We start from the raw sequence: 15,142 nt of genomic DNA on the forward strand, positions 1-15,142 counted from the left end.
CCGCTGAACCCACCCACTTGGTCCTGTTGGCTAGATAGTAGACCTATAATCTATAGATCTATAGAGGCATTCTGAACGGCTGCTCCGGTCGCGCCGCAACATGTTCGGGCATGATTTTATAGCGCCCGCTATTGATTCGCTCCCGAAGAATCTGGAGACTCTTGCCTATGTCATTCCACGGAATATCAACCAGTATAGCTTCCTCATAGTCCCACCACCTAAGCTCAAGAAGTTCGCTAATGATTTTGGGAGAAAATCGGTACCTCAAGAGGCGTGCCGGCGCGCCAGCGTGAATCGCATAGGAGGGGACATCTTTAGTTACAATGGAGCCCGCACCAACGACCGCGCCGTCGCCTATTGTTAGCCCATTGAGGATCACAACATTGTCACCAATCCAAACGTCGCTTCCGATATCGAGACGTTGCGGTCGATCCCATGGCGGAAGATTGGCGGCATTATACTCTGGGTCGAAGAAATATGGGTGAGTCGAAAGCCAGTCCGTTGGATGTCGCCCAGCATTCAAGGTGCACCGTCGACCGATCGAGCAATATCGACCAATCGTCGTTCCGCTTCGGATCATGGAATCATTGACGTAGGAGCGGTATCCGATCTTCACCCCGGGGAATACAGAACTCCGGCCGGTTCTGACATATTTCTCGAACTCGTTAACCATCACTTCCACTGCACATTGTCGCGAACCACGACTGCAGGATTTCCTGCCACGGCACAGTTTTCACGTACGCTGAGTGTCACCACAGCACGCGAGCCAATAACTGCTCCGTCGGCAATCTCGACGCCGCGAGCAATATAAGCTTCATGTGAAACTAGAACGTGGTTACCGAGCCTGACATCTTCGGGTTCATTCAGTCTTCGATTACGACTTGAATCAAAAACCGGTCGTACATCAGAAGTTCGTACGGTCGCAGAGAACAAATGGCAATTGTTGCCAATCAAGATCCTTCGTCCTTCTGCAGCCGAAAGCATGCATGTGCCTGCGAGTGTCGTTTCGACGCCGATGATGATTGTAGCAGCGTCGGAAAGCGCGATTTTGCCTCCAAGTATGGAACCCCGTCCCACTGAGAGGACGTTTCCTGTGCCAGTCATCTCAATGTCAAGATTGCTGACGAGGATGTCGTCCTCAAAAAGAACGGAGTTTCCTCCTTCCGCGAACCGAATGTTCAGGTTTCCGTTGATTGCTTTCGGTGCGCCATCGACGCGATTGCGCTTAGCGAATAGGCTAAGCGCACGCGATCGCGACCAGAACAGCATCGAAAAATCTCCCTATCTTATTTCAATCTCGCATCCGGAAGACTAGGCGCTGCCGCCCGACAGGTCGCACCATCCGCAGGCCCTACGGCTTGCTCGCAACGAACTCGTACGTTGGCGATGCGTTCCAAACGTTCCCAGTAGCTTCGTACCCGATGGGCCCGATGATGCTCATAATCTCATTCATGTGATTGTCGTCGTGGACCTCGATAAACATAATAGGTTTGAATTCCCGAAGAACGCGCACTGCCCCCCTAAGCGCAAAAGGCTCTGCACCTTCAATATCCATCTTCACTAGTGATACTGGAACGTTGATCAAGTCATCAATACGGCGACAAGGGTATTTTATCGGCACCGCTGAGCTTGCGAGGCTTTCGACGACCTCGATCTCCCCGTCGAAATCGGAACATGCATACGGAATCGTGGAGATTTTCGTCCACAGTGAATTCAACTCGATGAACTTATTAAGCGCAGCGCGGGCCCTTCTTGTGGGCTCAAAAGCAAAGACGCGCGTTGCTTCCGTATTGGCAGCGAAATATACGGAATGGTTACCAATATTAGCCCCCACGTCCAAATAATTTCCCGTTATTCCGAGTGTCCGAATATAATCGAGCATCTCCTGTTCATACCAACGACCGCGAAGGAGTATGCGGCCGATTCGACCGCCAATCTCCGGCAATTTTATATCGGAGATTGGCATAAGAACACGTCTCTCATCTGCCGTGTCCTCTTTATCCTCCTCCCTCGGAAGGTCTGAAATGGTGTCTAGTGTCGCAATCGCCGCGGCAACGCCGTGAGCAGCCATTTGCATATTTTCGTAACCGCTTATCGGCGGTGCAGCGTCGCCTGCCCGTGGGTCAATTCCCTTGCCTGTGGCGGATTGAAGGACGACTTTCATGTCGGATGCCGCGGAGTTTATCTCTTGCCAAAGATCACTCATAGCTCGCCATGTCTTGTCCGAGACCGGACGTCTCCCGGAAGCCATTGAATCCACTGTACTCTTCGAAAGACCCAAAAAATCCGCGGCTGCCTGGGAGGATAGGCCGCAAAGTGAAAGGACATTCTTAAAGTTTGTCAAGTTTGTACCCCTAGCTGAACGTCGCGCGACTGTACATAAAAGATGTACAACATCAAGCCGGAAAACGGTGCGGTCCTGTTGCCTTCCCATATTGGTGTTACTAAATTGATCGCCTTTCAAAGGAGTTTGCCTCATGGATCTTTACGAGCAGCGCGAAAGGCGTCGTGCGAAGCTTGTTGCAGACACGCCCCTGACAGATTTAGGGTATTTTCAAACGAATAATTGCCGAGTTCTTCCGAATAGGTTGGAACTGTTGCATCACCTACCTGGTCGAGGCATTGTTGCCGAGATCGGAGCTGCTTTCGGGAGTTACAGCGCTGAGATCTTGGCGCGAAACCGCCCTCGAGAGTTACATCTCATAGATGCATGGGACACCGATCGGTACAGGGTAGGTATGAAGGAAATTGAGAAGAGCTTCGCGAGTGAGATACGGGCCGGACGGCTTCACCTTCACCAAGGCTATTCCACTGCGCGCCTGAAAAAATTCTCCGACAACTTCTTTGATTGGGTGTATATCGACACCAATCATACGTACCAGACGACCTGGGAGGAGCTGGTATTGTGTGATGCGAAGGTTAAGCGGGAGGGGCATATTGCTGGCCACGATTTTTGTACGGGGAACGTGGTTAGACCGATGGTGTATGGCGTCATTCAGGCGGTCGCGAAATTTTGCGCCGAATATGGCTGGCAGTACGAGTACATTACCCTTGAATCTCATGGGCATTTTTCATTCTGTCTAAAGCGGCTTGGCTTATGAATTTAGAATCAATCATTTCCGACCTGAGTAGAATGATTGAGCCCGACAGGCGTGCTGACCGGACTATAGCGATGGTCCTCGGAATGAGAGAAGAATCTGATGGTGGCGCATCCTATTGGGTTCTTGGCGATCGTAGATTCAATCGTGTGCCGCCGTTCACCGCTTCCATTGATGCTGCTATAATGGCGGCGGAGAGCGTGTGTCCCCTGAATTTTGGGGCATGCACATTTGGCGGGATGTCGGCAAAAGCGGCGTTGAATGACGGCCCTCCTCTTGAAGGTGGCACGCCCGCTATCGCCATATGTATGGCGGCGCTGAAGCATTTAAGTGACAGCGGCGGTTTGTAACGGGCCATCTCTCACAATGTGGACCTTCTGCTGGTATCAAGTTCCCGTGTATGCCTTATGCTTCAGAGCGGCAATACAAAGCGCGATTGCTGGAGTCACTGATTGAACGTATTGGCTTTCACCTAGCTTGGCGCTTCCCACGCCGGATTCCCAACTGAAGCCACCTGATTTGTCAGGGGCGATACGCATGACGAGCGCCAGGGCGTCATCAACGGCGGCTGTGAAGAAGGGAATTTTCTGCGGCAAACTCCCATCTGGTCTGATCCAGACGACTCGTTGTTCGGTATCAGCCGAGTTCGCAGCTCTTCGCTGGTATCCAACGGCCAATGCGATTTCGACATCTAGAGTTCTGTCGGGGCCTGTCGCGCTTTCCAGTCGCTGAATGATCTCCTCTAGCGTCAAAATGTGCACACTCCAATTTTTGGCATCGATCGCTTTGTAGCTTAACGCTGGCCGACTGAGAAGGCGCCTCTTCGACGGGAGTGCGACGAGCCGAAAATCGGTTAGCTAATATCTGAGTCTCCCTGGCACTTGATCGTTTGATCGCCGGCGCCTGCTTTGTTCACGAACGGCAGGGGGCTATGTTTCTATAAGTACTATGTGCCGTGGCTTGCGGTCTACCACCGCTGAAATGCCGTATAAATAAAACCTTGATCTTTGCGGAGCTGTGAAAGCTCTTCCACGCTGGCCCCGACCCTTTCGAGTTTCCGTTCGTAGGATATATATCTAACGGTCTTCAAGATAGGCAGTTGACGCCACCTGTAGTAAGCGTGCAGCAACGCCTCCGCAAATAACCGCTTCCAGGCCGGAAATATACTCTCAGTTATGGCTCTAATATAAATCTTTTTTGCTAGGCGCTTCCGCCCAAGAATTTGTAATTCTTCTGCTACATTGCGATAGAATTCGGAGAGGCCAGTCTTATCTTCCAAAATATTTATGTATTTCCGCTTTATGAAAAGGTGGCCACGAAGGCGATTCTTGTTGCTGGCGCTTATTCTATTTTCATGGTGTTCAACGTATACGCATAAGGGAGCGCTAACCGAGAGAAAATTGACGTTCTCCGAAATGCGAATAAAAAACTCCCAATCTTGGCAAGCGGGCAACGATTCATCGAAGCCGTTGACGGCTCGCGCCAACGATGCATCCACCAATACCGAAGACAGCGTGCCGATAAAATTTGATCGGACGATCGCTTCGCGGTTGAAGCTCGTTCGTACGAGCTGTCGAGCTATTATTCGTCCGCTCTCTGCACCGACCCGGTAACGACCAGTAACGCAAAGTGTTGCTTTATTTGCGTCTTTTTGAGCATCAAGTATTGCCATCTGTTCGGCAAGCTTTTCCGGCATCCAAAAATCGTCGCTATCGAGAAAAGAAATGTATTTGCATTTCGCGAGGCGAATTCCAATATTTCTTGAGTAATTGGCCCCTCTGTTCTCGCTGTTCTTCAACAATACTAAATTCAACCGGTCGGAAAATTCCCTAACGACCCGCTCTGTCGCCATCGCCTCCACCTCGTCAGAGCAGTCATCAATCACTAAAACCTCGGCAGGGGTCATGGTTTGAGCTTGAACGCTCGAAAGCGCTCTGTGAAGGAACTTCGATCGGTTAAAGGTTGGGATGACAACACTGACGTCGCAGGTTGTCTGTTTAGATGGCAGCCCACAGATCCGCCTATACGACTCGCGCGGAAAGTCGTGGTGTGAAGAATCTCTCAAGGTGGCTCCTGCATATTCACTCCAATCGTATCCTCTCCGCATGCCATGTTTCAAGTACGCCATTTCTTGTTCAAGATTTTTCATCGTCTACTTGACCCGCTACCCCTTGCTATGGAGGATGCCGCGCACATTGACGTATGAGGATATCGTATTGCGAGAATTCGAGACCGGCAGGCATATAGTTATAGTCATTAGGTTCTTGGTGGGGCGCAGCGGTGGGGCCGAGAGGATTTATTGTGAGTTAGCCAATATGCTCTCAGATGAGGGCTTCAGGGTGACGTGTCTTCACTTCGACGAGAAAGTAGGCGGCCCCTTTTATCCAGTGAATCCAAGAGTCGAAATTATTAATCTTTATGGAAAAACTAAAACAAAGGCCCAAAGGCGAGCTGAAGCACTGCCGTCATTTAAATTCGTGCCCGAATCTTGGCGTAACAAAGCGAATTGGATCATCAAGCACGACTTTTTTCTTGAGCAATTGGAAAGCTATTTTCGCTATAATAGCCCCGACCTCGCGATAAGCCTGTTGCCGTCCGCGAATACGGTTACGCTCATCGCAGGTCGGAGAACAAATACAAAGGTGGTCGCTACAAACCACAATGTGCCCAAGGAAGACTATGAGTCTCCTGCACGGTGGGATCCCAATCCGATCGACAGGGAGAAGCGGCTGAAGGCGCTCGACCATGCGGCGGCCATCCACGTTTTGTTTGACGACTTTGGAAACTGGTTCCCGCCCCATCTTCAAGACAGGATTGTAACGATTCCGAATTATATTTCGCCGGAGTTCTCGTTACATACCCCAGCGCCCGAGCGCGAAAAAATAATAGTAGCTGCGGGGCGCCTTGCTGCCGTTAAAAATTATCTTCAGTTGGTTAGGTCATGGCGAGAGGTTGCTGCCGACTTTCCAGATTGGAAAGTCCACCTGTTCGGGACAGGGCCGCAGCGTCACGACCTACGCAGGGAAGTCGAGGCCTTGGGAATAGGTGAGAGTTTCAAACTTCTTGGACACCGCAGTGATTTAGGCGAGGTGTATGCAAAAAGCTCTATATTCTGCCATCCAGCGCACCATGAAGGCTTCGGCCTAGCCCCTGCCGAAGCGCTCTATCTCAAAACGCCCGTGGTTTTTTATGATGATTGCCCCGGGCTAAGCAATTTCGTCAAGGATGGCTACAACGGCGTGGCTGTTCGTAAGCGATCCGGACCAGATGGACTTGCCGAAGGTCTTCGACTTTTGATGGCGAACGATGAACTGCGCCAGGCGCTCGCTGAGAATGGCCCGCGGTCGGTTTCAGATTTTACAATAGACAACTATCGCCATCGATGGATGAGTTTGATAGGCAAACTTATTGGGGAGGCTGCCTGATGGCAAAGCTCGACATCCTCATACCGCATTTTAATGACGTCGCAGGGCTCGACTTAAGTCTTCGTTCAATTGAAGCTCAGACCTGGCCGGGGCAAGTCCGCGTGGTAATCGCAGACGATGGGTCGGCTGCCCTTACGAAACTGAGGCTGAGAGAAGTTGCTGCTAGTTTCCCATTCAAGATCGAAATCATAGAAAATGAAGCAAATCGTGGACGTCCGTATACGCGAAACGTCCTTCTAGCTGCTATTGAGAGCCCGTATGTCGCATGGCTGGACGCTGGTGATGAGTGGTACCCATCAAAACTCGAAAAGCAGTTTGAAAAGCTTGCGGAGCTCGAGCAAACCAGCGGTGGAATCCCGTTTTGGGTTACTTGCAACTACGACTGGGTTTGGACCGGTGGATTGCCGCGCAGGCGCGTTCAAAAGGTAGACGGGGACCAATTGAAATCTCTTTTAATCGGGTCGCAATTGCGTGCCTACCTATGGACCTTGTTAGGGCCGGCTGCCAGCTTCAAGGATGTTGGTTGGTTTGACGAGCGCCTGCCACGGATGCAGGACCTCGATTTCTTTATCCGGTTTCAGATGCATGGCGGTCGAATTTATAACAGTACCAAGACCGAACCGCTTTGTGCATATCACAAATCCGACGAAGGTCGGAAAGCCCTCGAAATCCGAGAGTGCAATCAGATCATTTTCGACAAGCATCGAACGCTTTTTAGACGGTACGGCGATCGGTTCTGTGAGATGAGGTTGTTTCGAATGGATATGCTCGCGTGGCGATTTGCTCAAAATAATGGGGATATTGTCCTTGCCCGCCACTTTATGAGGAAGGCGGCGATAAGGCGCCCTATTGCGTTCGCTAAGCATGTCTGGAAGAACAAGGCGCTACGAGCATAGCTGAGAAGAAGATTAAGGGAACAGCAAGTGGGCGATACAATTCATGAGGTGCTTAAAGGTAAAGTACCTAGCGACTCTTCTGCGCAGGTCGACGCCTTTTCCATCATTAAACTGAATTCCGCGGAATTTGAAAACAAAACAGAAGTTCTTGATCTTGGAGCTGGAACCGGAGCATCTTTCGATCGCCTGAAGCGTTATATTCCTAACATAAAGTATACTGGTTTGGATATTGAAAGTTCTCCCGAAGTGGAATCGAGAACAAGGACGGATTTAGACTTTAGGGTTTATGACGGCAAAACTATGCCATTCTCGAATAGCATGTTTGATGTCATTTTCTGCAAGCAAGTACTCGAGCACGTCAGATACCCCGACGCCGTAATTGCGGAGGTTTCTCGAATACTAAAACCGGGTGGTATTTTTGTAGGGTCGTGTTCGCAGCTTGAGCCTTATCATAGCCACAGTATTTTCAATTGGACCGCATATGGAATCGTCCAGGTTTTCGAATCGCATGATTTATTCGTGAAGCAACTACGTCCGGGGATTGACGGAATAACACTTACGATGCGCCGAGTGATTGACCGAGAAAAGTTCAATAACTTCTTCGGTTTCGAGAGCCTGTTCAACCATTACATCGATGGCCGTTGGATCAAGTCCTCTCATGAAGAGAAAAACTTTCAAAAGCTCCTGATAGCAGGGCATCTCGTCTGGCTAGCGCAAAAGAGCTAGCACGCGGCACGTTTTTTAAGCACCCTACAAGAAATGTGCCGCCTAAGTTCAAACGGGAACGGTGTGCGCGGGCGGCTGATCGTGAAGCTTCATTGATCGTAAAAGTTCCAATGCCTCTTCGAATGTGATTTCGCAGTGGCGCATAGGGTCAAAGTAACGGGCGTATAAAATATATGCTGCTGCAAAGATCTCCTCGATCGATCGTTTTGCCGTTCGCCGTTCGCAGAGCTGACGATCGTCTGTGACGCCCCAACCGGCGTAAAAAGGCATCCCCAAACAGGTAACTTTGATGCCGCGTAGCAGTGCCTCAAAGCCTGATAAGGAGGTAATTGTATAAACATGGTCAACTGTTTCAAGGCTATCCGCCAAACTTATATCGGCATCCAGAACAAGGGCTATATCTCGAACCGCGTCAGGGCTCGACTGGGCGGCTCTTGTTCCGTGAAGTATTTCTGGATGCGGCTTATAGATAATTTGAGCATCGGGATTTTCCACTGCGGCAATTCGAACGACATCGTTGTTGTTTAATTTTCTGCTGCAGCCAAACTTTATTGATGCATCATCCTCTACCTGCCCCAATACAAGCACGCGGCGACAACGCTTAGGACCGTAAATTTCTTCAACGTCTGCATTCTGAGAGCTATTATATTTCGAGAGCCTCGAAGTAAGGAGCCTTTCAATGCCCGCGCGCGCGCGGGCCCTTGTCTCGTTATCGGTATCAAAGTCGTGCGTCTGAAGAATTCTTTCCAAGTCTGACGGCTCAGTCGCGTCGAAGTAAAGAGAGGAGGAGTCGAAGCATAAGGAGAGCGGAGGCGCCCGCGTTGCACCCAGAGCAACTGATCGGATAAAGCCGTCCTCAACTCTAATAAGGGGAACGTCCCAAGCGCGACAAAAATTCTTAATAAAGTCCGGGTGTTTGTATGCCCATACATAGACTTTAGAACGGGGATCAGCGAGGATGACCGGAGCCACTGTTGCGTAAAATCGCAACCAGGAGATGCTACGTCCGAATTTGTAGATTTTCTCACCCTCGAACCAATCGCCAAGGTAGGGGCGCCACGCGCTCAGCCCGATAATAAACGCTGGCCCTTTTTTGGACCGGCGAAGTGCACTGCCAAAGAGGGACGAGAAGATTAATCTGACTACATTAGTCATGAGATGCCGCGTTTCTTCTCCGTCGAATAGTAGGTCTCAAAGACGTAACTTGTCCAAAGCGGTTGCCGCCGATCGTATTGCCACAACTGCGACACTTCTAGCATGCGGTACGGAGGAGGGCTAACGGATCGAGTCCGATCCGCACAATTTCAAATCGGGTAGTCGAAACGAGACGGCATGGCAAGCACCTTGCGCAGTAGTCCTCGGGGTATTCGATCCAACGCAACTGCGCGTCATCTTTTAACAGGTCAAGCCGCGAGAAGATCTTGCCAGTCTGACAACACGGTCTGAATCAAGTGAAGGGCTGCAGAGCCGTGTATTCGACATCAAGGCGTAGTCGGCAACGGAGGATTGCCTTACATTATGTGTTGAGTTGCATGATGTAGCCAAGACACAAGAAAAGGCTACCTCGATGATTCCCCTCATTTGTAGCTCCTATCGCCCGATGCGATGGCTGGCGGGAGCGCTATGAGATCCATTGCTATGCAGCGCTACATCCGACCGCTACCAGCAATGCAGAACAATGATCACTGCCGGCCAAAAATTAGTAAATTGATCCCAATTTCAATCCTACAAAAAGTAGCGTTTCACATACAGCGGCATATGGAAACCTATCTCGAAATCCCGCCTTTCGCGCCCTTGGAAATGTCCCGATCGCAAAGGCCAGCCCAGCATTGCCGAGATCCGTCAGCGAAAGAATAGACTCCCAAGAAGGGTGATAAGGGCCCGCCCGCCCTACAAAGAGCTCAGCGTTGCAACCCGTCCAATCCCAATGATCCTGAACTATATCCAGTCGTGTTGCATCCACGTAATCTAGGCGATGCGGTTGTCTTCGGCAAATGGGGACAGAGATTCTCCGTTCTTGCTCTCCCGGCGAATCCGCGGCAATTTAGCGCGCAACTAGGAATGCGGAAGGAGGGGACAATGCCGAACAAGAAGTGGTCGCCGCTGAAGGTGCTAATGCTTCCTGTTTATGCGCTTCAGGTCATCACCGGCGAAAAGCGTTTTATTGAAAATCCGCTGCTTGGAAGCGAAAAGCTCAATCGCAAGGGCCTCCACATCTGGCGCGTCAAAACAGCCGCGAAAATTGTAGCGTCGCGACGCCGGCGCCTGCAGCATCTTATTCCTCAGAATGAGCGCACCTTCTTCGCGGAGAACGGCTATATCGAACGACGCAATTTCCTAGCGCCGGAGATGTTCGCGCAGCTGCGCTCGGAAGTCGAGGCTCTTCGCGCCCCGGCTCGCGAAATGACGCAAGGGAAAGCGGTCACGCGTAGGACCTCGCTTACACCAGAGGTCCTGAAAAATTACCCTGCCATCCGTGCCCTGGTGGACAGCAACGGCTGGAGCAATCCGCTGCGTTATGTTGGGGGGTTCAAGGCAGAGCCGGCCATCTGCATCCAAACGATTTTTGGGACGGAGACAGAAGAAGGCAAGGGGAAGGACCCGCAAACCGATCTTCATATGGATACGTTTCACTCGACGGTTAAGGCCTGGTTCTTCCTTTGCGACGTCCCTGAAGATGAAGGCCCCTTCACCTATGTTGCCGGCTCTCACAAACTGACCAAACGGCGGCTCGCCTGGCACAAGAGGAAGAGCATCCTGGCGTCGATCCGGGGCGAGAATGGCTCATTCCGGATTCCAGAGAACCAGCTGCACCTTTTGCGTTTGCCTGAACCTACCAAGTTCGCCGTTCCCGCCAATACGCTCGTGGTCGGAGATACATTTGGATTCCACGCAAGGGGCAAATCCGTCCGTCCATCCGTGCGCGTCGAGATCTATGCGTCGCAGCGACCCAATCCGTTCCTTCCGTTTGTCGGCCTTGACACAGCATTCTTGCCTTTCGTGAAGGGCCGAAAGGAGGTCATCGGCTGGTTTATCGAGGATTGCCTCGTCCGGTTGGGACAGAGGCGGCAAATCTGGAAAGATATCGGTACGGCGGGGCCGCTGGATCCCCGGTGATGGCCGACGAGTTCTGTTGCGGCAAGGATGACAACGGGTTACTGCCAGACGGGAAGAGATTTGCGATCCGCGAACGGCCCATGCTAACTTCGTCTTGCGATCGAGACAGCTAGATCGAGATGCAATGAATTACCTGATCGACCGATTGGCGGAACGCGTTCAAGATTTGATCGAACGGAAGAGATTCCTCCATGTCCTGAGCGTAGCCCTTGCCGCCGTTGCCTTCATCCTGCGTTTTCTGCCGATGCCGGCACACCGCCGTCGCATCTGTGACGGCTGGATGTATATTGCCTGTCAGCAGAAGAACTTCGAAAAGGCAGCCAAAATCCTCGTTGATCTAAGCAAACGGGAGACACCGGGTGCGGATTCGATGCGGTTATTCCTCTACGAGGTTCTCGGGCACGTTGATCCTCGATACGCCGACGAGTTGATGAAAGCGCCCCGGTTCGATCGAAACCTGTTGCCAGTTATTGAAGCTGCGCTTCTGCGCAGGAATGGAGAGTATGAAGCAGCTCTCTCTGCCTTGGATTATATTGCAGGGTCATTTCCTGCGCGGGTTCAGGTCGCCGAGTTCAGGAGAAGTTTGTTGCTGGAGGAACGTAGGCATGAAGAGTTCGCCGTAGACGGTGCGACGCGGCTCTCACACGATCCCAATGAACCTCTCTTCCAGTTCGCGGCTTCGGTTGCGGCCGCAGCCGATAGTGCCGGCCGTAATGACGTCCTCAGGTATGTGATCGAGCGAATAGTTCGTGATCGCGATGCGATTCTCAATGACCCGAAGCTTCTTTCGAGGTTCGCTCAACAGGCGGTCGACGCTTCGATGTGGCTCATAGACCTGGCAGGAGCAAAGCAAGTGGTCGAAGCTCTTCGCAAGAACGGGATGGAAAAAGCGGCAGATCGGTTAGAGGGACGGCTCAACCTTGATGCGCTTGAGCCGATGTCTGGCCTCATAGGACGCGGACACCAGGATATTCTGGCGCGCGCTGGGCTGAGCCCTCCGATGACCCAGACGCACGATGCGGTCATCGTCATCCCATCGGCAGCATTGCGGTCCAACAAAATCGACTATTCCGGCTTTCGCGCCGATATCAGGTTTGTTTTGCAGACCATCGCGGAGTGCCTCGACACAATCGGAATCCATTACGAGGTGAAGGGGCAGATCAAGCTGCACGGTGTCGAAGACTTGCCGATACCTTTCTTCTCGTATCACACGGTGTCCGGTCATCGAAATGGTCTTCACTTCAAGGAGACCGACCGTCCATCCCGCTTTAGCTTTGATGCCCGCGGCTATTCCGGATGGTCGGAATTCTCGAGAAGAAGCCTAGTCGAACTACCACTTCATGAGGTGGATGCGACGGCCGCCAGCAGGTTCTTTCAAGAGGATCAAGCGCAAACCATTTCCCGCAATTTGTCTAAATATACTCAGAGCCCGCTTCATACTGCGGAGGCTTTGCCGGCCCGCTTCGTTTTTGTCGCTCTCCAGATGATGGGTGATTCCGTGCAGGAGCTGGCGTTTTGCAGCCCCACCGAAATGATGGAGGAAGTCGTTAAAGTTTGCGAGAAGATCGGCTACTCCGTTGTTGTCAAACGGCATCCACTCTGTGGTTCGACAGCAATTGGAAAATACATCCGGGAAAACGAAAGCGCCGGCAGGATCATCTCAACAACTGGCAGCATTCACAGCATCATTGCAAAATCAGCTGCCGTATGCGTGATAAACTCCGGCGTAGGTGCCGAAGCACTCCTGCACGAAAAGCCGGTATATGTATTCGGTCGGTCCGACTATATGGCCGCGTGCTTCATTTGCGAGCAGCAGGGCGAGTTCGAGAAACAGTTCCAGCCTGGAAGAACTGCGGTCTCTGCCGAGGACCTTCGACGCTTCTGGTATCTGCTGCGCAACGAATATGCAGTGGATTTGCGAGATGCGGAAAAAGCCAAATCGGTTATTCATACGCGCGTCAAGCAACACATCTTGGGTATCGGTGAGGATGAAGGCTTAGTTGCGCAAGGATCGTGAGCAACGTCTCTGAGGTGATTGAAGTAACCTACAAGGACCCCAGTGCTCTTTTGGGAGCGCAGTGAGCTTCAGCCTTAATTCAGGAAGATGGCTTTAAATCTGGCATCGCGGACGCGGATCGCGCCACCTAGGAACCTCGGCACTTCTGTGGCAATGTCATGTTGGCTGTATGGATTGGTTTCGTCGTCCCGCTAACTAGTGGTCCAGCAGCTGGCCTCCCATGGATACGAGCGCCGCGGTCGCCGTCGCGATGTTTTCAGCGGATCGGCAAAGATTTGCCGCGTTCCGGCTTGTTTAAGCGCCTTTAACTCAAATTGTAGATAGTTCGCTGGGGCTGCTTGCGGGAGCGTGATTGAGCCCTTACTGCACTATGGCATTGATAACGCAGCTGTGATTTTTTTAGGGATCGGTCCGCCAATTGGCTTGTTGTGAGACGTCCAGTGTGCTTTGCAGGTGCCAATTAGAATCTTTTGCAAATAGGTCGGTTGTGACATCGAGGATCAATGTCTTCGCCGATATCGAGGGAAATCAATTGGTTCGATCGAGTATTGTGTTGATCTGCCTTGCCTTGGCGGGCTGCCAGGGGCTGCCTGCGCAGGGACCTCTTGCCGATACAATAAACAAGGATGCCGGGCGATCCGCTGCAGAAGTCGGCCGCCGAAATGCTGCCGTTTTTGATATCGTCGACGTCGACAGCCGCTCTGCCACTCTCGTTTCCAACTATGTGGCGACGGCCCTCAATCGCCGTTTTGGCATCGGTGGCGGCGTCGGCCGCGTGGTGATCGGCGTCGGGGACCACTTGAAGGTCTCGATTTTCGAAGCAGGCAGCGACGGGCTCTTCTCGACGACGGAATCGAAGCAGACGAACCTCGATATCGTAGTTCAGCCGGATGGTATGGCCGCAATTCCCTATGCTGGATCGGTCCAGTTTGAGGGCAAGACACTTGAAGAAGCCCGTAAGGCAATTCTTGCGTCACTTGCGAACAAAGCCGTCGAGCCGGACGTCATTGTAACGAGCGTGAGCACGGCATCCCGAAATGTCACGGTCTCTGGTGAGGTCGGCAAGCCGTCCCAGGTGCCGCTGAGCCTGGTCAGCGAAAAGATCACCGAGGTGCTTGCGAAGGCAGGCGGCTCGCAGGCACAGCCCTATGAGGCCTATGTTACGCTCGTCCGTGGCAAGAAAACCGGCACGGCGCTTCTGAAGTCGATCATCGAAAATCCCTCGGAAGACATTTACGTCCAGCCCGGCGACCGGATTTTCGTGTCGAAGGACCCGCGTACCTTCACTATTCTCGGCGCCGCCAACCTCAATGCGCGCATCAATTTCGGTGCGAACGATCTCAATCTGCTTGAGGCGGTCGCACTTGGTCGAGGCGGCAACGATCTGGCGACGGATGCAAAGGGATACTTCCTGTTCCGCTATGAGGAACCTGATGTCGTCATGAGCCTGCTTGGAAGCCAGCGGTTCCATGAACTTCTGAATAAGGGACTGGCGCCTGACAGCGTCGGCCGTTATCCGATCGTCTATCGTTTCGACATGAGTCATCCGGATAGCTTGATCGTCGGACAGACGTTCCCGGTCAAAAATCGCGATGTTATCTACATCTCGCGCCATCCTGCCGTCGATATTCGGATGTTCCTCGGAATTGTCGGGCAACCGGTCGGTATTGCCGCGCAGAGTGCTGGAATTTATAACAACATGAACAATTAGATCCAGTTGCTCATCGTTGCTATGCTTTGAAGGGGTTCCATCAGGAATGGTGGGGCTCCTTCCTTTGTTTACAATCGGTTACGGTTGTTATTGAAAGTTATGGGAATACAACCGCAGATACGATTTTTTCGGATGACAAGCCGCAGCTTTTA

13 protein-coding genes are annotated in these 15,142 nt (G+C 52.0%); 7 read left to right on the forward strand and 6 right to left on the reverse strand.

Annotation, left to right across the window (positions count from 1 at the left end):
- Positions 1 to 58 precede the first annotated feature (58 nt).
- From BLP23_RS35125 to BLP23_RS18320, 3 genes are all read right to left on the reverse strand, one after another.
- A complete protein-coding gene (locus BLP23_RS35125) occupies positions 59 to 673 on the reverse strand; it encodes a CatB-related O-acetyltransferase (RefSeq protein ID WP_092586294.1) in 615 nt (204 codons plus the stop codon).
- Positions 673 to 1,269, reverse strand: a complete 597-nt coding sequence (locus tag BLP23_RS18315; RefSeq protein WP_092586295.1) for an acyltransferase — start codon at positions 1,267 to 1,269, stop codon at positions 673 to 675. Before BLP23_RS18315 ends, BLP23_RS35125 begins: the two co-directional genes overlap by 1 nt.
- 82 nt (positions 1,270 to 1,351) lie before the next feature.
- Entirely contained in the window at positions 1,352 to 2,206 is an 855-nt protein-coding gene (locus BLP23_RS18320; RefSeq protein ID WP_167363927.1) for an FkbM family methyltransferase, read from the reverse strand.
- A gap of 271 nt (positions 2,207 to 2,477) precedes the next feature.
- Between BLP23_RS18320 and BLP23_RS18325 the strand changes: the two genes are divergently transcribed.
- Positions 2,478 to 3,101 carry a class I SAM-dependent methyltransferase gene (locus BLP23_RS18325; protein ID WP_092586297.1) on the forward strand — a complete coding sequence of 208 codons (624 nt, stop codon included), beginning with the start codon at positions 2,478 to 2,480 and terminating at the stop codon, positions 3,099 to 3,101.
- Between the two features lie 383 nt (positions 3,102 to 3,484).
- On the opposite strand, the gene BLP23_RS18335 is transcribed toward BLP23_RS18325, so the two are convergent.
- Both BLP23_RS18335 and BLP23_RS18340 read right to left on the reverse strand, forming a co-directional pair.
- On the reverse strand, positions 3,485 to 3,850 hold the full coding sequence (locus BLP23_RS18335) for a hypothetical protein (RefSeq protein WP_092586299.1): 366 nt from the start codon (positions 3,848 to 3,850) through the stop codon (positions 3,485 to 3,487).
- A gap of 215 nt (positions 3,851 to 4,065) precedes the next feature.
- Complete coding sequence (locus BLP23_RS18340) at positions 4,066 to 5,247, reverse strand: glycosyltransferase family 2 protein (RefSeq protein ID WP_092586300.1); 1,182 nt, start codon at positions 5,245 to 5,247, stop codon at positions 4,066 to 4,068.
- A gap of 46 nt (positions 5,248 to 5,293) precedes the next feature.
- Here BLP23_RS18340 and BLP23_RS33240 point away from each other — a divergent pair, with 46 nt between their 5' ends.
- From BLP23_RS33240 to BLP23_RS18355, 3 genes are read left to right on the forward strand one after another with little or no spacing between them, the layout of a single operon-like run.
- A complete protein-coding gene (locus BLP23_RS33240; protein WP_167363928.1) occupies positions 5,294 to 6,523 on the forward strand; it encodes a glycosyltransferase in 1,230 nt (409 codons plus the stop codon).
- Positions 6,523 to 7,419, forward strand: a complete 897-nt coding sequence (locus BLP23_RS18350; protein ID WP_167363929.1) for a glycosyltransferase family 2 protein — start codon at positions 6,523 to 6,525, stop codon at positions 7,417 to 7,419. The genes BLP23_RS33240 and BLP23_RS18350 overlap by 1 nt, the downstream gene beginning before the upstream one ends.
- A 27-nt stretch (positions 7,420 to 7,446) precedes the next feature.
- On the forward strand, positions 7,447 to 8,145 hold the full coding sequence (locus tag BLP23_RS18355) for a class I SAM-dependent methyltransferase (protein ID WP_167363930.1): 699 nt from the start codon (positions 7,447 to 7,449) through the stop codon (positions 8,143 to 8,145).
- Between the two features lie 48 nt (positions 8,146 to 8,193).
- Here BLP23_RS18355 and BLP23_RS18360 read toward each other — a convergent pair whose 3' ends face one another.
- Entirely contained in the window at positions 8,194 to 9,300 is a 1,107-nt protein-coding gene (locus tag BLP23_RS18360; RefSeq protein ID WP_092586303.1) for a capsular polysaccharide export protein, LipB/KpsS family, read from the reverse strand.
- Positions 9,301 to 10,224: 924 nt separating this feature from the next.
- Here BLP23_RS18360 and BLP23_RS18365 point away from each other — a divergent pair.
- The 3 genes from BLP23_RS18365 (at position 10,225) to BLP23_RS18375 (ending at position 14,990) form a co-directional block, all read left to right on the forward strand.
- Positions 10,225 to 11,262 (forward strand): phytanoyl-CoA dioxygenase family protein, encoded by a 1,038-nt coding sequence (locus tag BLP23_RS18365; RefSeq protein WP_167363931.1) that lies wholly within the window; start codon positions 10,225 to 10,227, stop codon positions 11,260 to 11,262.
- Positions 11,263 to 11,386: 124 nt separating this feature from the next.
- Positions 11,387 to 13,279, forward strand: coding sequence for a capsular polysaccharide export protein, LipB/KpsS family (locus tag BLP23_RS18370; protein ID WP_092586305.1), 1,893 nt, complete (start codon positions 11,387 to 11,389; stop codon positions 13,277 to 13,279).
- A 532-nt stretch (positions 13,280 to 13,811) separates the two neighbouring features.
- The gene (locus BLP23_RS18375) at positions 13,812 to 14,990 is read left to right on the forward strand and encodes a polysaccharide biosynthesis/export family protein (protein ID WP_092586489.1); all 1,179 of its coding nucleotides are present in this window, start codon (positions 13,812 to 13,814) and stop codon (positions 14,988 to 14,990) included.
- Positions 14,991 to 15,142: the final 152 nt, after the last annotated feature.

The sequence above is a fragment of the Rhizobium mongolense subsp. loessense genome, assembly GCF_900099775.1.
Classification (GTDB): Bacteria; Pseudomonadota; Alphaproteobacteria; order Rhizobiales; family Rhizobiaceae; genus Rhizobium; species Rhizobium loessense.